The 18,156-nt window shown below is 64.8% G+C and carries 17 protein-coding genes; 6 read left to right on the plus strand and 11 right to left on the minus strand.

Annotation, left to right across the window (positions count from 1 at the left end):
- Positions 1–73 precede the first annotated feature (73 nt).
- The 3 genes from ACRSCF_RS15115 to ACRSCF_RS15125 form a co-directional block, all read right to left on the minus strand.
- On the minus strand, positions 74–1,654 hold the full coding sequence (locus ACRSCF_RS15115) for an esterase-like activity of phytase family protein (protein WP_244451670.1): 1,581 nt from the start codon (positions 1,652–1,654) through the stop codon (positions 74–76).
- 123 nt (positions 1,655–1,777) lie between these two features.
- Positions 1,778–2,878, minus strand: coding sequence for a porin (locus tag ACRSCF_RS15120; RefSeq protein WP_324623341.1), 1,101 nt, complete (start codon positions 2,876–2,878; stop codon positions 1,778–1,780).
- A gap of 273 nt (positions 2,879–3,151) precedes the next feature.
- Positions 3,152–3,412 carry a hypothetical protein gene (locus ACRSCF_RS15125; protein ID WP_158528296.1) on the minus strand — a complete coding sequence of 87 codons (261 nt, stop codon included), beginning with the start codon at positions 3,410–3,412 and terminating at the stop codon, positions 3,152–3,154.
- Between the two features lie 63 nt (positions 3,413–3,475).
- On the opposite strand from ACRSCF_RS15125, the gene ACRSCF_RS15130 reads away from it, so the two are divergent.
- From ACRSCF_RS15130 to ACRSCF_RS15140, 3 genes are all read left to right on the plus strand, one after another.
- Positions 3,476–5,968: a hybrid sensor histidine kinase/response regulator gene (locus ACRSCF_RS15130; protein ID WP_244451672.1), complete on the plus strand. Its 2,493-nt coding sequence runs from the start codon at positions 3,476–3,478 to the stop codon at positions 5,966–5,968.
- A 472-nt stretch (positions 5,969–6,440) separates the two neighbouring features.
- Positions 6,441–7,118: a hypothetical protein gene (locus tag ACRSCF_RS15135; protein ID WP_244451673.1), complete on the plus strand. Its 678-nt coding sequence runs from the start codon at positions 6,441–6,443 to the stop codon at positions 7,116–7,118.
- Between the two features lie 185 nt (positions 7,119–7,303).
- Positions 7,304–7,636 carry a hypothetical protein gene (locus tag ACRSCF_RS15140; protein ID WP_244451674.1) on the plus strand — a complete coding sequence of 111 codons (333 nt, stop codon included), beginning with the start codon at positions 7,304–7,306 and terminating at the stop codon, positions 7,634–7,636.
- Here the strand turns inward: ACRSCF_RS15140 and ACRSCF_RS15145 are convergent.
- The 5 genes from ACRSCF_RS15145 to ACRSCF_RS15165 form a co-directional block, all read right to left on the minus strand.
- Entirely contained in the window at positions 7,617–8,570 is a 954-nt protein-coding gene (locus ACRSCF_RS15145) for a LysR substrate-binding domain-containing protein (protein WP_203399416.1), read from the minus strand. The two genes, ACRSCF_RS15140 and ACRSCF_RS15145, sit on opposite strands and share 20 nt — an antisense overlap.
- A gap of 167 nt (positions 8,571–8,737) precedes the next feature.
- Positions 8,738–9,901 (minus strand): acyl-CoA dehydrogenase family protein, encoded by a 1,164-nt coding sequence (locus tag ACRSCF_RS15150; RefSeq protein ID WP_016454642.1) that lies wholly within the window; start codon positions 9,899–9,901, stop codon positions 8,738–8,740.
- 57 nt (positions 9,902–9,958) lie between these two features.
- Entirely contained in the window at positions 9,959–10,354 is a 396-nt protein-coding gene (locus tag ACRSCF_RS15155; protein ID WP_012205502.1) for a cupin domain-containing protein, read from the minus strand.
- A complete protein-coding gene (locus ACRSCF_RS15160; protein ID WP_052151727.1) occupies positions 10,339–11,634 on the minus strand; it encodes a CaiB/BaiF CoA transferase family protein in 1,296 nt (431 codons plus the stop codon). The genes ACRSCF_RS15155 and ACRSCF_RS15160 overlap by 16 nt, the downstream gene beginning before the upstream one ends.
- 11 nt (positions 11,635–11,645) lie before the next feature.
- On the minus strand, positions 11,646–12,629 hold the full coding sequence (locus ACRSCF_RS15165) for a Bug family tripartite tricarboxylate transporter substrate binding protein (RefSeq protein ID WP_034367403.1): 984 nt from the start codon (positions 12,627–12,629) through the stop codon (positions 11,646–11,648).
- Between the two features lie 221 nt (positions 12,630–12,850).
- On the opposite strand from ACRSCF_RS15165, the gene ACRSCF_RS15170 reads away from it, so the two are divergent.
- Together ACRSCF_RS15170 and ACRSCF_RS15175 are read left to right on the plus strand one after the other, a co-directional pair.
- Positions 12,851–13,303, plus strand: a complete 453-nt coding sequence (locus ACRSCF_RS15170) for an SRPBCC family protein (protein WP_034367400.1) — start codon at positions 12,851–12,853, stop codon at positions 13,301–13,303.
- A 100-nt stretch (positions 13,304–13,403) separates the two neighbouring features.
- Positions 13,404–13,739 (plus strand): cupin domain-containing protein, encoded by a 336-nt coding sequence (locus ACRSCF_RS15175; RefSeq protein WP_016445980.1) that lies wholly within the window; start codon positions 13,404–13,406, stop codon positions 13,737–13,739.
- Between the two features lie 11 nt (positions 13,740–13,750).
- Here the strand turns inward: ACRSCF_RS15175 and ACRSCF_RS15180 are convergent, their stop codons facing one another.
- Positions 13,751–14,548, minus strand: a complete 798-nt coding sequence (locus ACRSCF_RS15180; RefSeq protein ID WP_411165106.1) for a hypothetical protein — start codon at positions 14,546–14,548, stop codon at positions 13,751–13,753.
- A gap of 112 nt (positions 14,549–14,660) precedes the next feature.
- The gene (locus ACRSCF_RS15185) at positions 14,661–16,190 is read right to left on the minus strand and encodes a PLP-dependent aminotransferase family protein (RefSeq protein WP_016445978.1); all 1,530 of its coding nucleotides are present in this window, start codon (positions 16,188–16,190) and stop codon (positions 14,661–14,663) included.
- A gap of 126 nt (positions 16,191–16,316) precedes the next feature.
- Here ACRSCF_RS15185 and ACRSCF_RS15190 point away from each other — a divergent pair, with 126 nt between their 5' ends.
- Positions 16,317–16,952, plus strand: coding sequence for a LysE family translocator (locus ACRSCF_RS15190; RefSeq protein WP_034367414.1), 636 nt, complete (start codon positions 16,317–16,319; stop codon positions 16,950–16,952).
- A gap of 27 nt (positions 16,953–16,979) precedes the next feature.
- On the opposite strand, the gene mnmH is transcribed toward ACRSCF_RS15190, so the two are convergent.
- Positions 16,980–18,044: a tRNA 2-selenouridine(34) synthase MnmH gene (gene mnmH / locus ACRSCF_RS15195; RefSeq protein WP_034367412.1), complete on the minus strand. Its 1,065-nt coding sequence runs from the start codon at positions 18,042–18,044 to the stop codon at positions 16,980–16,982.
- Positions 18,045–18,156 lie beyond the last annotated feature (112 nt).

The raw sequence follows: 18,156 nt of genomic DNA on the forward strand, positions 1-18,156 counted from the left end.
ACGAACCGCCCTGGATCGCCTTGGCCCCGTTGTCTTGCCTATGCCATACAGTCCCAATCCCAGTCGCAGTCGTTCAGGGAGCGCCGTATTCGCTCAGTTTCTTGCTGAACCTAAAGGTCCACAGTCGCTGCGTGCGATCGTTGACGTCATTGGTGGTGAAGCGAAGGCTCGCCGCGCCCTTGGCGCATTGGCCGTCCTTCACGATCTTGCCTTCGGCGTCCACCATGCATTTGGTGACGTTCGAGCCTTCGATTTCCTTGCCGCTGGCGTCCAGCACGGCCAGCGAAACACCGAAGTCGGTGTCGTTGGTCAGCGCCAGCGTGTAGTCATCGACCAGCGCCAGGCCTTCGGCCTTCTCGGCCACCCAGCCGGTGGCGTTCAGGTTGAAGAGCCGGGTCTTCTTGAGCGTCACGACCTTGGAATAGTCCGAGCCATTGACCGGCTTGCCAGTCAGGCTGCTCTTTTCCAGGTCGGAGCCCAGCGCGGTGATGTCGGTGGCGTTGGCCGGAAACTCGATCAGAACCAGGTCGTTGAAGACTTTCTTGTTCTTGCCCGTGCCTTGCTCGATGGCGATGAATTTCCCCTTGCCCAGTGAGACCACATCACCCAGCTTGGCATTGCCGGTCTTGCCTTGGTTGTACCAGCGGCTGTCCACGGGCAAGGCAAACAGGCGGGTTTTCTCGGTGGTCGGGTCAAACTCCACCCAACGCACAAAGCGAGCGTAGTCGCGCACGTTCTCCGATTTGCCAGTGGCGTCGGCAACGGCAGCGGTGGTGTAGTCGGCCTTGCCGTCGTCCAGGGGGCTTTGCAGGAAACCGTGCAGCTTGCCGCTGGCCGCATCGATGCTCAGCCCCTCCATGCCACGGTTGGCGCGGCGCTTGGCGAGAATGGCCGGCAGATCGGCCGCGCCGGTGCCGGGCCCGTATTTCTTCTGGATGATGCCGGTCGCCGGGTCGATCTTCACGATGAAGGGTCCGTATTCGTCGGACACCCACAGCGCATTGCGTGCGGCATCCACCACCACGGATTCCGTGTCCAGGCCGAATTCGCTGTAGCCCTTGGCCTTGCCGGGATAGGTGAAGGAGTCGTCCAGGACTTGCTCGCCCGTGTTGCCTGTGATGCCCCGTGGCTGCACGCGGCCGTTGGCGTTCTGTGTGGCGCTGAATCTGAGCGGCAGGGTGGAGACGAGCCTGGCTCCGTCCTTTCCGAGGGCGATCACGCCGATGGACGGAATGAAGTTGGGCGAGGGAAACACCGTGGAACTGGCAAAGCCCGCGGGATTGGAGCCGTCGGTGATCGGCGTGACCGGGCCGGTGGTCGCGTTCGGGCCGCGATCGGTGATGGCGTAGAACTCCAGTGTGCCGTCGGCACGCCTGCCCTTCAAGGCCAGGCCCGAACCGTAGGCTGGCAGAAAGCCCTTGGGGAAATCGGCCTTGGTGGCGGGGTGTTGGCCTTCGTAGGGGAAATAGAACCTGTCGTCGAACTGGACGTCCTGGCGCGTGACGATGGCGCGGATGCTGCCAACGCCGGTGGTCTGCGCCACCGTCTCGGAGCCGGCGACCTGGAGCGGGCGGGTGTCGGCGCAGGCGCTCAGCAAGGCAGCCGCGGCGGCGATCACTGCCACCAGGCAGGAAGAAGAAGTGGGGGGTCGCATGGCGAGTAGGTCTTGAGAAGAAGAGGCAAGCCTGACAGGTAGATAGGCAGATCGGCAGGCCCTGCGTGGCAAGGGCCTGCCCAAGCTTGAAGGCTTTGTCTATGGAAAAAGGCGCTGCGCCGCTCAGAACGAGTGGCTGATGCCCAGATCCACACCGGTCGAGCCGGCGTTGGCCACACCCGCAGGGCCGCCGATCAGGCCGACGCTGGCACCGTTCTTGTTGTTGACACGCGCCAGCCCTGCGTACAGAGAGGTGCGCTTGGAGAAGTCATAGACATATCCGATCGAATACTTGTCGGCCTTGCCGCCGCTGCGCGTGAGGGCAGAGGCGTTGCCGCTGAACTTGGCGCTGGCGTACTTGATGCGCAAGCTGCCTTGCCCCATGGGGATGGTCGCGCCCAGGTAGAAACCGTCCACCTTCCCGGAGGTTGCGCCGTTGACGGGCTCCCACTTCAGGCTGTTGTATCCGCCATTGAGCAGGAAACTGCCGAAGTTGTACGAGGCGCCCAGCACCAGGTCTTCCAGATCGCTGGTTGCAGCGATGGCGCTGGGCGAAGCCACGGCCGCGGTACCGTCGATCCGGCCGTAGCCGATACCCACGTTCAGCGGGCCAGAGCGATAGCCCAGGTTGCCGCCTATGTACCTGCGGGCCTTGCTTGCGCCAGAGCCGGAGGCGTTCTCGTCGCCAAAGGAAACCGAGAACTGGCCATAGATACCGCCCAGGTCGCTCGGCAGGAAGTAGCCCACGGCGTTGCTGATGCGCGTGCGGTCGACCACGCCGCTTTGGCTGGCGGCGTTGTAGGCAGTCTGGCGGATCGTCTGGAACAGATTGGCCTGCACACCGGTGGTGGTGTCGGGGCCCGCGAAAGCGGTGAAGATGTTGTAGCTGGGGGTGTAGTCGCGACCCAGCCGGATTTCACCCCAGGAATTGTTGCTCAGCCCGATCGTGGAGCGGCGCTCGAAGCCAAGGGAGCCGCTGCTGCCGCCAGTGCCGACATCGGGGTTGAGGCCGCCTTCAAGCCAGAGCTGAGCTCGGTTGCCGCCGCCGAGGTCCTCCGTGCCGCGCAAGCCAAGCAAGCTGGTCTTGCCTTGGCTGGAGTTCAGTGCATTGAGCCTGTTGCTGCCGGACTTGGCAATGGTGACACCGACGTCCACCACACCAAAAATGGTGACGGAAGATTGTGCCAAGGCCAGGCTGGAAGAAGAGGCGAAGAAGGTGCCCATCGCGAGTCCCAGAATGCGCGAGCACGTTTTTTGATTTTTCATTGGCGAGATACGAACTGAACTTATTAATGAGAATGACGGTAGCCTCCTGCCACCGCTGCGGGAACTCTAGGCAACACATAAGTATTCTTCGTGACAGCTGTGCCGTGTGACATGAAAGTCACAGCAGCGGCGGTGCCTGCGGCACGTTTCCTGCAGGGAAGCCCTATCGCCGCCACCCTTCAGCCATGGCCCGCACGACGGGGCAGATCATTCATTGCCGATTTGTTTGATTCATATTCGAGAAATTGGCGGAAATATGCATCCTTTTGCCATTTTCTCAATAAGTTTCTCGACTTCCATATTTTCAATGGCACATTTCGAGCGTTCGTCGATCGATTCATCGGTCATTGGGGACCCAAATTCAGCCCATTGCACAGCCAGTTCAACCCCATAGTCCCTGGGAGGGCGAAGTCCCACAAGAATTGCCGCACCGAGGACTGCAGCCTCAACATCGGTCGCACCAGCAGTCACAGCTATGATCCCCAGCAGCATCGCCGTCCCCGCCAGCGGCGAGCTGCCCCCTCTCCTCCACCCAACGCCCCGCTCCACCCCCCCATGATCCAAGAGTCCGAAGAGATTGCCCTGCTTCGCGAGGAAAACGCCAGGCTGCGGGCGCAGCTGGCGATTGCCACGGCGGGCCATGCCAGCGCCGTACAGGGCGCGGGCGCCAGCGATCAGGACCCTTTCGATGCGCAGGTCGCGGACCAGAAGACGCTGTTCTCGGATTTCATCGAGCATCTGCCGATAGGCCTGTGCCTGGTGGGCAAGGGTGGCAAGGTGCTGATGTCCAACCCGGCCTACCGCCATTTCCTGCCAGACACCCCCATCCCTTCGCTGCTGTCGGCCGAGGAAGACCGCGGGCGCTGGCGCAGTTGGGACAAGGATGGCAAGCCCGTTCCCCGCGACCAGTTTGTGGCCGCCCGCGCGTTCCGCGGTGAGTTGGTGGTGCCGGGCGTTGACTGTGTCTATGACACGCCCCAGGGGCTCGAGGTATGGACGCGCGTTTTCGGGGTGCCGCTGCGCAATGCGGACAAGGAAGTCGTGGCCACGGCCATCGCCATTTTGGACATCGATGCGGAACGGCGGGCGCTGGACATGTTGCGCCAGAGCGAGGAGCGGCTGGATGCGCTGGTACGCTCCTCCTCGGAAGTGCGCTACTCCATCAGTGCGGACTGGAGCGAGCTGCACCAGCTGGCAGGCGGCGGGTTCATCCCCGACACGCAGGCGTCCAACACGAACTGGCTGGAAGACTACATCCCCCCGGAGGACCGCGACCTGGTGCGCGCGGAGATCGCGCGGGCCATCCGCACGAAGACGGACTACGTGATCGAGCACCGGGTGAACCAAGTCGATGGCAGCGTGGGCTGGGCGTTCTCGCGCGCTGTGCCGCTGTTCGATGCCGCAGGCGCCATCACCGGCTGGCTGGGAGCGGCCTCCGACATCACCGAGCGCAAGCAGGCCCAGGCCGCGCTGGAGCGCTTGAATGCCACGCTGGAGGAACAGGTGGCAGAGCGCACGGCCGACCGCAACGCGCTGTGGCAGCTGTCATCCGACATCATGATGCGCTGCACGTTCGAGGGCATCATCACTGCGGTCAACCCGGCCTGGACCGAGGTATTGGGCTGGCGTGAAGACGAGCTGCTGGGCACCACGCTTTTTCATCTCATCCATCCGGAAGATCTGGCGCGCACCATCCAGGACACGCAGGAGCTGGCCACAGGCATGGCGCATGCCCGGTTTGACAACCGGTACCGCCATCGGGACGGGAGCTACCGCTGGATCTCCTGGTCCACGCGTTCGGCGGCAGGCCGCATCAATGCGGTGGGCCGCGACATCACCTCCGAAATGGCCAAGGCCGAAGCGCTGGCCAAGGTGCAGGAGCAACTGCGCCAGTCGCAGAAGATGGAGGCCGTGGGCCAGTTGACGGGTGGCCTTGCGCACGACTTCAACAACCTGCTGGCGGCCGTCATGGGCAATCTGGAGCTGCTGCAGCGGATGCTGGCGCGCGGCCAGGTGGACAACCTCACACGCTTCATCCATGGAGCGCAGGGGGCGGTGCGGCGCGCCGCCACGCTCACGCAGCGGCTGCTTGCGTTCTCGCGCCGGCAGATCCTGGACTCCAAGCCCACCGATATGGCCGCGCTCCTGGCCGATTGGGAGGACCTGCTGCGCAGGACCGTGGGCGCCAGCGTGGACATCGACATCGTGCCGGCAGCCCATCTGTGGCATGCGCAAATCGATGGAACGCAGCTGGAGAACGCCATCCTGAACCTGTGCATCAACGCCCGCGATGCCATGCCCGAAGGCGGCCGGCTGACCATCAGGACAGCCAATATCGAGCTTGAAGAGGCGGCAGCCCGGGAGTGGGATCTTCCGCCGGGCGGCTATGTGTCGCTATGCGTCACCGATACGGGCACCGGCATGTCGGAGCAGACCATGGCACGCGCCTTCGAGCCGTTCTACACCACCAAGCCGGTGGGCCATGGAACAGGGTTGGGGCTGTCGATGATCTACGGCTTCGCGCGGCAATCGGGAGGAGCGGTCAGGATCTTCTCCCAGCCGGGCCAGGGCACCACGGTCTGCCTGTATCTGCCCAGGTGCGACGCCGCGCCCGTTGCAGAACGCGCGGTCGATGCGGCAAGGCAGGTGGTGGTTCCTGCCCAAAGGACCTTGCTGGTCGTGGATGACGAAGCCCCGATCCGCCATCTCATCGACGAGGCGCTTGTCGACCTGGGCTACACGGTGCTTGCCGTGGCCGATGCAGCCGCCGCGCTTCAGGTGCTGCGTGCCGGAACCCGGGTGGACATGCTGATCACGGACATGAGGCTTCGCGGCGGAATGAACGGCAAGCAGCTTGCCGACGAGGCACGCCTGGCCCGGTCCGACCTGCCGGTGCTCTTCATCACCGGGTTCACCGAGGCATCTCCGCTCAGCCAGGAAAACCTGCACCCCGGTACGCAGCTTCTGACCAAGCCGTTCACATTGGAGGCGCTGGCGCTCAAGGTGGCGGAGATTCTGGGCAGTACCGACGCTGTGCCATCGGACTGAGTCGTGTGGCTGGGGCCGTGGTGACCGGCAGATTCCGGGCGCCTGTCTCTCAGTTCAAACCCCGTCACATCGCATCTCCCTCGGCCCGCGTAGTGGCAACGTGGGCAGACTCGATCGGCGACGACGCAGGGGTACTGCCAAAGCGGCAAGAGCACTCAGATGTACGGCCCCAGAAACTTACGGATTCATCAAGCCTGCGAATCAGCAAAAGCCTTGCTCATCTTGAATCCGAATGCTTGTGTTTAGACCGCTGATCGTCAATTCACGCAAATTCCTAGGAAGTATCTTATTTTTCAGAAAAATAGAAAACGACAGCATTCTCCACTTGATCTGAAAATTCGAAAGAACTTAGACTGATAGCGTCACTCACTGCCATGTGGCAGCAAAGGCCTATTAACATTTCAGCACAGAGGGAGCTATGCCAAGTAAAATTCTGACCGGATCTATACTTTTTCTCGTATCAATCTCTGCAATGGCTCAAGATTTTCTGATAGGGAATGAGGAAATTGAAAAGAACGGCATGCCAATGGTCGCCAGAAGTATTTCTGGCAGCATGGCTGGAATGAATGGTACTGTGACCATCAATCTAGTCAAGCTATCAAATGGATCGTATCTCTACGAAACCACCAATCAAAATGATGAAGCAATTGAATTCAACAAGAGGTTGTGTGAAATGTACGGAGACAAAAATCCAGAATCTCCTGGAAAAATGGTAATTGGTAGCGATGAAAGGAATATACCCCTTCATTGTGAACCGGCTTCCCTGCAAAAGGAAATGTCATTTAAGCAACATTCCAACTACTATTACATGCCTGGTGGCCAATGGGACTACAGACCTGTTCTATCTCTAAGCTACGATCCTTACCCACGTGCTGGTTCATATACAAGAGTATCTGCAAGTGCAGGAGTTGACTTTTCTGTCGCGAGAGGTGGCGATCTTTCACTCGCCGTTGGAGTTCGAGGAATTCCAACTTGCTATAACAATGGTTTCACCATGGCTGGTAGCATTCCAGTAGCAAATTTGCAAGTCGCAGTTCTGTGCTACATGTACCCTCATTTGGCCGGCACAGGGGGAAAGGTCGTTTCTGCTCGAGCAGTTTCGGAAAGCAAATACTCGGCCAATGAGAATGGGATAATGGAAATCTATTGAAGCAATAATAAACCAAGTGTATGACACCAGGAAGCCATGGTGCCTTCTTCAGGCTAAAACAGGAGAAATTACCATGGCAACCCGTCTTGGATGATGGTGCCCGCACAACGCCGCACATCCGCGCATAATTTCAGCCAGCATTCGTCCATCAACGGCCTTGGTCAATTACTTCACAGGCCGTTGATATGAAAAAAGCTCTGACAAGATCCAGTTTTTTGCGCAGTGTGTTGGCTGGCGCAGTCTTGCTGGTCACCGCATACGGGGACGCAAAAAACGCAACCGCTTGCGAAAACCATGACCTTAATCTGGTTCGGACGAATGTACTGAAAAAACTGAAAGAGAAGTTTCCTCAGTACGCATTCGATATCACCAAGGTGACGTTTTCTCCAGGAGAAAAAGTGCCTTTTTGGCACGTGGAGGCCATCACCCAATCGAATGGTAAGGAGCTGGTGGTTTTCGCCATGCACTACTGCGAAGGGTCTGTAGAGGTGACAGCCCTCAACCCCTACCACCCTTGACGGCGGTGGAGGCCATCGCCCTCACCCTCTCAATGAAAGCCTGCAGCACCGCCGCAGGCTGGTCCGCCCGCCAGGCCATGACAGCGGGCGTCATGGCCTGCTGCGGACCGCGCAGCGGCACGAACACCACGCCGTTCATGCCCACGCGCTGCATGCAGCTGGGCACCAGGGCCACGCCCTGCTCTGCCGAGACCAGGGCCATGACGGTGAGCCACTGGCGCGCGGCGTGGCGTGTGTGGGGGTGGATGCCGGCCTGCTGCAGGCAGGCGATGACGTTGTCGTAGTTGGCCGGGGCCACTTCGCGGGCGAACATGACGAAAGTGTCGCGGGCCAGTTCGCGCAGGTCGATGGCAGGCTGCCGGGCCAGCGCATGCGTGGCGGGCAGGCAGCAGACAAAGGGTTCCTCGCCAATCGACAGGGTCTGCAGGCCGTCTGGCGGGGTGCCTATGTTGAGAAAGCCGCAGTCGATCTGGCCGCTGGCAATGGCCTGCAGTTGCTCGCGCGTGGACATTTCGTGCAGGCAGACTTCGACCAGGGGGCGCTCTGCGCGGAAGGCGCGGCAGAAGTCGGGCACCTGGCGGTAGACCATGGAGCCGGTGATGCCCACGTCCAGCCGGCCCTGCATGCCTTCGGCCACGCCACGCACCACGTCGGCCGCGTGCTGCAGCTGGGCGAGCACCTTGCGTGCCTCGACCAGAAAGGCCTCGCCCGCAGGGGTGAGGCGCACGTTCTTGGCGTCGCGGTCCATGAGGCTGGCGCCCAGGTCCTGCTCCAGGGTCTTGAGCGCCATGCTCAGCGGCGGCTGGGTGATGCACAGCCGCTGGGCCGCGCGGCCGAAGTGACGTTCCTCGGCCAGGGCGACGAAATAGCGCAGCAGGTGGGTCTTCATGAGAGGCGGCGGATGGGGAGCAAGCGAGATGGCATCTTGCACCATGGCTACCTCTGAAATACAGATTGATAAATCATGGGACTTCAGATGGTTCGCAGCCACAAAACCCGCGCACCTAAACTTTGAGACACCGAGGAAGGGCCGCCCCGCACCGAGGGTGTCGTCCCCCTCCGCGCAGCGAGAAGGGGGAAGGCGCGAAGCGACTCAGGGGGTCAATACGATTTAGGCAAGCCCAATACCTTTTCGGCGATGAAGCACATGATGAGCTGCGGGCTGACGGGCGCCAGGCGGGGAATCCAGGATTCGCGCATGTAGCGCTCCACGTGGTATTCCTTGGCGTAGCCCATGCCGCCGTGCGTGAAGATGGCGGTTTCGCAGGCCTTGGCGCAGGCTTCGGCTGCCAGGTATTTGGCGGCGTTGGCCTCGGCGCCGCAGGGCAGGCCCCTGTCGTAGAGGAAGGCGGCCTTTTGCACCATGAGGTGGGCCGCCTCAAGCCCCATCCAGGCCTGGGCCAGCGGGTGCTGTATGCCCTGGTTCTGGCCGATGGGGCGGTCGAAGACCACGCGCTCCTTGGCGTACTGGGTGGCGCGCGCCAGGGCAGCGCGGCCCAGGCCCACGGCCTCGGCCGCGATGAGGATGCGCTCGGGGTTGAGGCCGTGCAGGATGTACGAGAAGCCCTTGCCCTCTTCGCCGATGCGGTCCTGGGCGGGGATGCGCAGGCCGTCGATGAACAGCTGGTTGGTGTCCACGCATTTGCGGCCCAGCTTGTCGATCTCGCGCACCTCGATGCGTTCGCGGTCCAGGTCGGTGTAGAACAGGCTCAGACCTTCCGTGCCCTTGCACTCTTCCACGGGCTTGGTGCGTACCAGCAGCAGGATCTTGTTGGCGACCTGGGCGGTGGAGATGAAGACTTTCTGCCCATGGACCACGTAGACGTCGCCATCGCGCACGGCGCGTGTCTGCAGCTTGAGGGTGTTGAGGCCCGCATTGGGCTCGGTGACGCCGAAGCAGGCCTTGTCCGTGCCCGCGATCAGCGGGGGCAGCCAGCGGCGCTTTTGCTCGTCCGTGCCGAAGACGACGACGGGGTGCAGGCCGAAGATGTTCATGTGCACGGCCGAGGCGCCCGACAGGCCCGCGCCCGTGGCCGAGATGGTGTGCATCATGAGCGCCGCTTCGCTGATGCCCAGGCCTGCGCCGCCGAACTCTTCGGGCATGGCAATGCCCAGCCAGCCCGCGTCGGCCAGGGCCTTGTGGAAGTCGTGCGGGAAGCCGCCTTCATGGTCCTTGCGCAGCCAGTAGTCGGCATCGAAGGGTGCGCAGGCGCGCTCGACGGCGTCGCGTATCTGTTCCTGTTCTTCGTTCCACAGAAAGTCCATGGTGTGTTCTCCGTTGCTTGTAGCTGTTCGCTTGTTGTGTCTGTGGGGTGACGGCGCTCAGGCTGCCGGCCGGCGCACGCGCTCCGGGTTCTCGCCGTACGGCGGGCTGTAGAAGACCAGCAGGCGCACGGGCTCGGCGCTGGTCACGCGGAAGATGTGCATGCAGTCCTCGGGGAAGAAGCAGGTGTCGCCGGGCTGCATGGCAAAGCGTTCCTTGCCGTCCGGGGTGTCGATTTCCACTTCGGCCGTTCCGGCCAGCAGGTAGCAGGCCTGCTCCATGCCGGGGTGGGCATGGGGCAGCGCGCCGCCGCCCTGCTCCAGCGTGCCCAGCACCAGCTCCATGTGGCGCGCGCCCACGTTGGCGGCGCTGACCAGGCGCCGGTTGACGGTGCCGTGGTGGTTGGCGGGGCTGTAGCCGGGCACGTCTTGTTCGCGGATCAGGTAGCGGGGCATGGGCGGTTTCCTTCTGTTTGTGCTTGTGCTTGTGTTTGTGGTGGGGCGTCTTGCAGCGCGGCAGCCTGGCTGCAGGCGCGGCTGGCCTGCAGGGCGGCCAGTTCGGCCTCGGTCAGGCCCGCGTCGCGCAGCACCTGCAGGGTGTGTTCGCCCAGGCGCGGCGCGGGGGCGGCGCGTTCTGCGGGCGGCGTGGCGCTCCAGCGCGTGGGGCTGGCCGTGGTGCGCAGCCGGCCTTCGCTGGGGTGGTCTATCTCGTGCACGAAGCCGGTGGCCTGGTGCTGGGGGTCGGCAATCAGGTCCTCGGGCGAGGCCATGGGCATGTTGGGCACGTCGGCCGCGTCCAGCAGCGTGCGCCATTCGGCGGTGGTGCGCCCTGCCATCAGCCGCGAGACTTCGGCATAGACGGCATCGATGTGCAGCGCGCGCTGGCTGTGGGTGGCGAAGATGGGCTCGGCCATGCGCTCGGGCTGGCCTATGGCGTTGAAGAAGCTGTGCCAGTGCTTGTCGTTGTAGATGAGAACGCAGAGGTGGCCGTCGCTGGTGCGATAGGGCCTGCGGTGGGCCGTGAGCAGGCGCGCATAGCCGGGGCCGCCCAGCTGCGGCTCGAACGACAGGCCCGCCATGTGGTCGCCCAGGATGAACTGGGTCATGGCCTCGAACATGGGCACGACCACGGCCTGGCCCCTGCCGGTCTTCTCGCGCGCATAGAGGGCGGCCGTGACGGCGTAGACCGCGTGCAGGCCGGTGACGCGGTCGCCCAGGGTCATGGGGGCATAGGCCGGCTCGCCGCCGCCGTATTGCTGCGCCAGCCAGGGCACGCCGGTGGCGCCCTGGATGAGGTCGTCATAGGCGGGCCGGGCCGCGTAGGGGCCGCGCTGGTCGAAGCCGCAGCAGCTCACGTGGATGATGCGCGGGTTGCGCGCCGCCACGTCCTCGTAGGCCAGGCCCAGGCGCGCCATGGCCTGGGGCCGCACGTTGCTGACCAGCACGTCGCAGCCTTCGGCCAGGCGCAGCAGGGCCTCGCGCGCGGCGCCCTGCTTGAGGTCCAGCACCACGGAGCGCTTGCCCTGGTTGGCCTGCAGGAAGATGTGGCCCATGGCGGGGTTGCGCATGGGGCCGACGTGACGCATGTTGTCGCCCTCGGGCGATTCGACCTTGATCACCTCGGCCCCCAGGCCCGCAAGGATCTGGGTGGCAAAGGGGCCCATGACCACCGAGGTCATGTCCAGCACCTTCACCCCTGCAAGAGGGCCTTGCTGCCCTTGCTGCGCTTGTTCCATGCGGCTCTCCTTCACTGCGCCTCGATGCCCGCCTGCTTGACCAGTTGCCCCCAGCGGGCCATCTGGTCCTTCACATAGGTGGCGAACTCGGCAGGCGTGGCCGTGGGCCAGACCTCGAAGCCGACCTGGGCCAATTGCTCCTGCACGGCCTTGTCCTTGAGGATGGCCTGCAGCTCGGTGTTCAGCCGCTCGGTGATCTCGGCCGGCATCCCGGCCGGGCCGAAGATGCCGTTCCACGACGTAATGTCGAAGCCCGGCAGCGTCTTGTCGATGGCCGGCACATTGGGCAGCAGGGTGGAACCCTTGGCCGCCGTCACGGCCAGGGTTCGCACGCGGTCGGTCTTGATCGTGCCCCAGGCCGAGCCCAGGTCGGCCACGTAGACCTGGATCTGGTTGCCCATGAGGTCGGTCAACGCCTGCGGGCTGGACTTGTAGGGCACCGAGGTGATCTGGGCGTGCGTGACGTACTTGAAGGTTTCCGAGGCCACCAGCGAGGTGCTGTTGGGCGTGCCGTAGGACAGGCGGTCGGGATTCGCCTTGGCGTAGTCGATGAGTTCCTGCACGGTCTTGGCAGGAACGGAGGGGTGGACCAGCAGCGCAAACGGCAGCTCGCCCACGCGCGCCACGGGCGTGAAGTCTTTTACCGGGTCGTACTTCAGGCCCTTGACCAGCCAGGGGTTGGCCGAGTGCGAGGTGTTGGTGGTCATGAACAGCGTGTAGCCGTCCGGCTTGGCCTTGGCCACATGGTTGGCGGCAATCTGGGCATTGGCGCCGGCCTTGTTGTCCACGATCACGGGCTGCTTGAGCCGCTCGCCCAGCCGGGTAGCCACCACGCGCGCCACGGCATCGGTTCCACTGCCGGCCGCGAACGGCACGACCAGGGTGATGGGGTTGGAGGGATAGCTGCCCTGGGCCTGCGCAGCGGGCGCTGCAACGACGGCCATGGCACTGAGAGCGCCAAGGGCCAGGGCCCTGCGCAACGGGGAATGCTTCATTTGCTTGTCTCCTGTTTCCTATGGAAGGCGGCGCTGTGTATCCAGCGCTCGCCGCCATGGTGCGGGCGTCAATGATTCAAGTCCAATTCTTTAAAACCAAGCAAGGATTCGATTTATGAATCATTGAATCCTGCATCAGGCTCCATGTGCCGCCTCTTGCGCAAGGACTGCATCGGTGCGAGGCTGGCAGCCCTGCACGACACCACGCCAAGGAGTTCCGCATGTCACACACCGTCCACACCATCCGGCTGCACCGCGTCCTCAAGGCGCCGCCGCAGCGCGTGTACAAGGCCTTCACCACGGCCGCTGCCCTGGCCAAATGGCTGCCGCCCCACGGCTACATCTGCGAGGTGCCCGAGTTCGACGCCCGGGTCGGCGGGCGCTACCGCATGGCCTTCGTCAATCTGTCCACGGGCGGGCGCAGCGGCTTCGGCGGGGAGTTCCTGGACCTGGAGCCCGGCCGGCTGGTACGCCATACCGACCGCTTCGACGACCCGCAACTGCCTGGCGAGATGATCACCACCATCACGCTGCGCGAGGTGTTCTGCGGCACTGAAATGGATGTGACCCAGGAAGGCGTGCCCGCCGTCATTCCCGCCGAGGCCTGTCACCTGGGCTGGCAGGAGTCGCTGCAGTTGCTGACCCTGCTGGTGGAGGCCAGCGTGCCGGGCTGAGACCCTGCACAAGCCCCTGCTGTCACACAGCTGCGGTTGATGGATTGCGGTGCTTCGGAGGACAATGGCAGTATTGCCCGCCAACGCCTGGAGGTCCGCCATGGCCACCCCCTTTGCACTGACCGCTCAAGCCATCGATGTCCTGCCGTTTGGTGCGCGGCTGGCGGGTGCCCGGACCTGTGCCCTGTTCAAGTCCCAGGACATGGAGGTCATCCGCGTGGTGCTGCGCGCCAGCCAGTCGCTGCCGCCGCACAAGGTGCCTGGCAGCGTCAGCCTGCATTGCCTGGAAGGCGAGCTGGAGGTGATGCTCGGCGAAAGCCGCCAGTCCCTGCAGGCCGGCCAGCTGATGCACCTGCCGGCCAACATGGCGCATGCGGTACGCGCCATCGAAGACACCTCCGCTCTGGTTACCATCGTTCTGTGTGACGAGTCCTGACGCCTGCCGCCTCAGCGCACGGGCAGGAACTGCATGAAGGGTCCCGCCACCAGTCCCTGCCCGTAGCCGATGAAGGAGCGCCTGTAGCGCTCGGTGGTGTAGTTGGCGATCAGGTCCAGCCGGCCGATGACCTTGCCCATCTCGCGCTCGAAGCTCAGGTTGCGCGCGTCGTCGCCCAGGTGGTTGGACAGCAGCAGCGGCCCGCCTGCGGCATTGCGCCGTGAGTTGAGTATCCAGTTGGCCACTTCCACGTTGCGCGCGGCGTTGTAGATCAGCTGCGGGTCCAGCCCATGGACCAGGGTGAAGCTGGTGCGCCCGCCGTGGGCCGTGATGATGGTGTCGGCCAGCGCATGGACGAAGGCGGCCACGCGGTCGCCCTTGAAGTCGGGCTGCAGCGCCAGCGAGAGCGCGGCCACGTCCTGGGCACCGTGCAGGTCGGCCCAGGGCTGGCGCTCGGTGATGGCGATGCGCACGTAGGCGGATGCGGCCTCGCGGCTTTCGGCGGTTTTCTTCCACTCGGCGGGGTTACGCAGGTAGAGCTTGTCCATGATGCGCATCAGGCTGTCCAGGTTCTCCTTCATGGCCAGCGTGGCCATGCGGTTGCTGTCGGACTGCACGATTTCGCTAGGCTCGAACGAGGCGCCCTCCACCTTGCCGCGCGGCGCGGGCGTGTCGGCGCAGCCCGCCGTCAGCAGCAGCGCCAGCACGGGCGCCAGGCGGCGCGCCGCACCGCCTCCCGGTCGGGGCCGGCTGTCATTCACCCCGGCTCTGCGGCCGGCCTCCCCTGGCAAGACAAGCTCAATAGTCATCCCGGAACGATAGCAGCGCCCTACCGGGGCGCCGAGGCCCGATGCCCTGTCTTACACGCCCTGGCGCCGGCAGCGTCAACCTCCCGTCAGGCAGTGTTGCTGCACCGTCCACTCATCCACCGCCGCCCCGGTGCTGCGCCAGCAGGTGGCCAAGGATCTTCCAGGTCTGGGGCTGCTCCACCATGGGCACGGGAATGCGCAGCATGCTGCCCGCGGCCTGCCTGGGCGAAAACAGCAGGCCCGGCGCCAGCAGCAGGCCCTGCGGCGCGGCATGGCGGGCCAGCACCTCCGAGTCCACGCCGCAGTCCACCCAGGCGAACATGCCGGCCTGCGGTTCGTGCGGGGCCCGGCAGTCCAGGGCTTCGAGCATGCGCAGGCAGCGGTTGCGCGCGCGGTCCACGCGCTCGCGCAGGCGGTCCACATGCTTGCGGTACTGGCCATCGGCCAGCACGCGGTGCACCACCTGCTCGCCCGGCAGCGCCGTGGTCAGGCCGCCCAGCAGCTTGAGGTCGGTCAACCGCCGTATCAGGTCGGTGTGTGCCGCGACATAGCCCACGCGCAGGCTGCCGGCCAGGGTCTTGGAGTAGCCGCCCACCAGGAGCACGCGCTGCAGCCGGTCCATGGCGGCCAGGCGCACGGGCACGCCGGGCAGGAAGTCGGAGTAGGTGTCGTCCTCGGCCAGGTAGAAGTCGTGGCGCTCGGCAATGCGCAGCACCTCATGGGCCACGCCGGCCGACAGGGTCTGGCCCGTGGGGTTGTGCACGGCCGTGTTCAGGATGAAAAGCCGGGGCTGGTGCTGGCGGGCCAGCCGCTCCAGCGCCTCCACGTCGGGGCCGCCGGGCAGGCGGGGCACGCCGACCACGTTCACCCCCAGGGCGTTGAGCCGGCCGAAGATGAGAAACCAGCCGGGGTCTTCCACCAGCACGGTATCGCCAGGGCGCACCAGGCTGCGCACGATGAGGTCCAGCCCCTGCGTGACACCGGCCACGGTCATCAGGTGGGCCTCGGGGTGGGCTGGCACGTCCTGGGCCTGCAGCACCGAGGCGATCTGCTGGCGCAGCGGCAGATAGCCCTGGGGCACGCCATAGGTCAGCAGGCTGGTGCCCGTGCTGCGGCCGACGGCGCGCAGGGCCGAGGCCAGCATCTCCTGGTCCAGCCATTCCGGCGGCAGCATGCCGGCGTCGCCCGAATGCTCCGTGCCTTCGCGGAACATGCTGCGCAACAGAAAGGCGGTATCGAAGGCGGCGCCCTGCTCCAGCGTGGGCAGACCCTGGCTGGCGCGCGGCACGGCCTGGGCCGCGCGCCGGGCGCTGACGAAGACGCCCGAGCCGCGCCGCGAATGCACCAGGCCCTGGGCGGCCAGCCGGTCGTAGGCCTGGACCACGGTATCGCGGCTGACGCCGGCCTGCTGCGCCAGCGCGCGCACCGAGGGCAGCCGCGAGCCCGCGCGCAGGCCATGGTGGCGGATGAGGCTGCCGTAGTGGTCCACGAGCTGCTCGACCAGCGAGAGATCGGAGGAGCGCAGCGGACGCCAGGGCGCAGCGGCCTGGAAAGCCGTAGCGGAGGATGCACTCGATGTCTGCGGTGTCTGCTGTGCCTGCGCTTGCTTCGGCGTGGCTGCGGGATCAAGTGTCAGGGTCATGTGGGCAGGCCAGTTGGCAAATTGTTCTGGCAAAGTGTACTGCTACTGTACCGAACACTGCCATTAGCATGGCCTGACGGCGCCGCGGCCTGCGGCATGCGCAGACAGGGCGCCGGATTCCCTGTCATGCCTGTTGCCACCATGCCCTTCGATACCGCCCACACCTCGTTCCTGCTGCCACTGGCCATGTTCTCCTTCGTCAGCTCCGTCACGCCCGGCCCCAACAATGTGATGTTGACGGCCTCGGGCGCCACCTTCGGCTACCGCCGCACGGTGCCCCACATGCTGGGCATCACCGTGGGCGTGGTGGTCATGGTGCTGCTGGTGGGCGCGGGCCTGGGCGCGGTTTTCGAGCGCCTGCCGGTGATCTACACCGCGCTCAAGTACCTGGGCGCGGCCTATCTGGTCTGGCTGGCCTGGAAGATCGCGGGCAGCGGCGGCATCGACGGCGGCAACGCGGGTGCCCGGCCCTTCGGGTTCTGGCAGGCGGCGGCGTTCCAGTGGGTCAACCCCAAGGCCTGGATCATGGCCATCGGCGTGATTGCCACCTACACGCCGCGCGAGGATTTCTTCATCAACCTGGTGCTGGCCGCCCTGGTGCTGGGCATCGTGAACTATCCCAGCGTCAGCGTCTGGACGCTGTTCGGCAGCGCCGTGGGGCGCGCGCTGCGCTCGCCGCAGGCACTGCGCCGCTTCAACTGGTGCATGGCGGCCCTGCTGCTGCTGTCGCTGTATCCGGTGCTGGCCGACTCACACTGCTGATTCAAACGCCTGATTCACGCGGCTGCTTCATGCGGCCGATGCCCCATCCAGCGCCAGTATCTGGCGCGCCAGCGCGGTGATGCCGGCCTCGCTGAGGTCGTCGGCCTGCACCCTGCGGCGCGTGCGCCACTGCGTGAAATGCCGCTCCTGCGAGCGCTCGTAGTGCGGGTCGTAGTGCTGGGCCATGAGCTCGGAGAAAAGCGGCGAGAGGCTGCGCTCATGCGCCCAGGCCTGCCAGCGCGAGATGGTCTCCTTGCCCTGCAGCTCCTTGAGCCAGCCCAGCTTGTCGGCCAGCATCTGCGGATCGTCGCCCAGGTAGGCGTAGTCGCGCAGCAGGTAGGCCAGGCGTGCCTCGGGCGTGGCATCGAGCGCAATCACGGGCGACTGGCGCATGTGCTCGACCAGCACCAGCGGCAGGGACACGCGGCCGATCTTGGCGCTCTCGCCTTCCACGTACACGGTGCGTGCGGTGTCGAAACTCTCCAGCTGCTGGGCCAGCAGCGTCTCGAAGTATTTCTGGCTGGGCTGCTCCACGCCGGGCAGGTTGCCCAGCAAGGAGCCCTTGTGGCTGGCATAGCCCTCCAGGTCCAGCACCTGTTCGCCGGCCTCGGCCAGGGCATGCAGCACGCGGGTCTTGGCGCTGCCGGTGGCGCCGCACAGCACCTGCAGGCGCAGCTGGGGCACCAGGCGGTCGATCAGCTCGATCACATGGCCGCGATAGGACTTGTAGCCGTTGGCCAGTTGCTGGGCATCCCAGCCGACCAGGCGCAGCCAGGTGACCATGGAACCACTGCGCAGGCCACCGCGCCAGCAGTAGACCAGCGGCTTCCAGTTGGCCGGTTTGTCGGCGAAGGTTTCCTGCAGATGGCGCGCCAGGTTGGCCGAGACCATGGCCGCGCCCAGGCGCTTGGCCTCGAAGGGGCTGACCTGCTTGTAGATGGTGCCGATCCGGGCGCGCTCCTCGTTGTCGAGCACGGGGCAGTTGATGGCACCGGGAATGTGGTCCTGTGCGAATTCGGCAGGCGAACGGGCGTCGATCAGGGTGTCGAACTGGTGGCGGTCGGCGATGCGGATGGGCTGGCGGTGGGACACGGGCAAACGGTGATCTGGCGATCATGCGGGAGGCAGAAACAACCGGCGCCATGGCCTCTGGGGCTCATGGGCCGGCACCGGAACCAGGAAAGTGGATCGAGCCTCGACACGC

Origin of the sequence: Delftia sp. 11MD (assembly GCF_050907895.1) — a bacterium.
Lineage (GTDB): Bacteria > Pseudomonadota > Gammaproteobacteria > Burkholderiales > Burkholderiaceae_C > Comamonas > Comamonas tsuruhatensis.

Coding starts and splice junctions, on each gene's coding strand:
- ACRSCF_RS15115 (WP_244451670.1), bottom strand. CDS start 1,654: ATGCGACCCCCCACTTCTTCTTCCTGCCTGGTGGCAGTGATCGCCGCC.
- ACRSCF_RS15120 (WP_324623341.1), bottom strand. CDS start 2,878: ATGGGCACCTTCTTCGCCTCTTCTTCCAGCCTGGCCTTGGCACAATCT.
- ACRSCF_RS15125 (WP_158528296.1), bottom strand. CDS start 3,412: ATGCTGCTGGGGATCATAGCTGTGACTGCTGGTGCGACCGATGTTGAG.
- ACRSCF_RS15130 (WP_244451672.1), top strand. CDS start 3,476: ATGATCCAAGAGTCCGAAGAGATTGCCCTGCTTCGCGAGGAAAACGCC.
- ACRSCF_RS15135 (WP_244451673.1), top strand. CDS start 6,441: ATGGCTCAAGATTTTCTGATAGGGAATGAGGAAATTGAAAAGAACGGC.
- ACRSCF_RS15140 (WP_244451674.1), top strand. CDS start 7,304: ATGAAAAAAGCTCTGACAAGATCCAGTTTTTTGCGCAGTGTGTTGGCT.
- ACRSCF_RS15145 (WP_203399416.1), bottom strand. CDS start 8,570: ATGGTGCAAGATGCCATCTCGCTTGCTCCCCATCCGCCGCCTCTCATG.
- ACRSCF_RS15150 (WP_016454642.1), bottom strand. CDS start 9,901: ATGGACTTTCTGTGGAACGAAGAACAGGAACAGATACGCGACGCCGTC.
- ACRSCF_RS15155 (WP_012205502.1), bottom strand. CDS start 10,354: ATGCCCCGCTACCTGATCCGCGAACAAGACGTGCCCGGCTACAGCCCC.
- ACRSCF_RS15160 (WP_052151727.1), bottom strand. CDS start 11,634: ATGGAACAAGCGCAGCAAGGGCAGCAAGGCCCTCTTGCAGGGGTGAAG.
- ACRSCF_RS15165 (WP_034367403.1), bottom strand. CDS start 12,629: ATGAAGCATTCCCCGTTGCGCAGGGCCCTGGCCCTTGGCGCTCTCAGT.
- ACRSCF_RS15170 (WP_034367400.1), top strand. CDS start 12,851: ATGTCACACACCGTCCACACCATCCGGCTGCACCGCGTCCTCAAGGCG.
- ACRSCF_RS15175 (WP_016445980.1), top strand. CDS start 13,404: ATGGCCACCCCCTTTGCACTGACCGCTCAAGCCATCGATGTCCTGCCG.
- ACRSCF_RS15180 (WP_411165106.1), bottom strand. CDS start 14,548: ATGACTATTGAGCTTGTCTTGCCAGGGGAGGCCGGCCGCAGAGCCGGG.
- ACRSCF_RS15185 (WP_016445978.1), bottom strand. CDS start 16,190: ATGACCCTGACACTTGATCCCGCAGCCACGCCGAAGCAAGCGCAGGCA.
- ACRSCF_RS15190 (WP_034367414.1), top strand. CDS start 16,317: ATGCCTGTTGCCACCATGCCCTTCGATACCGCCCACACCTCGTTCCTG.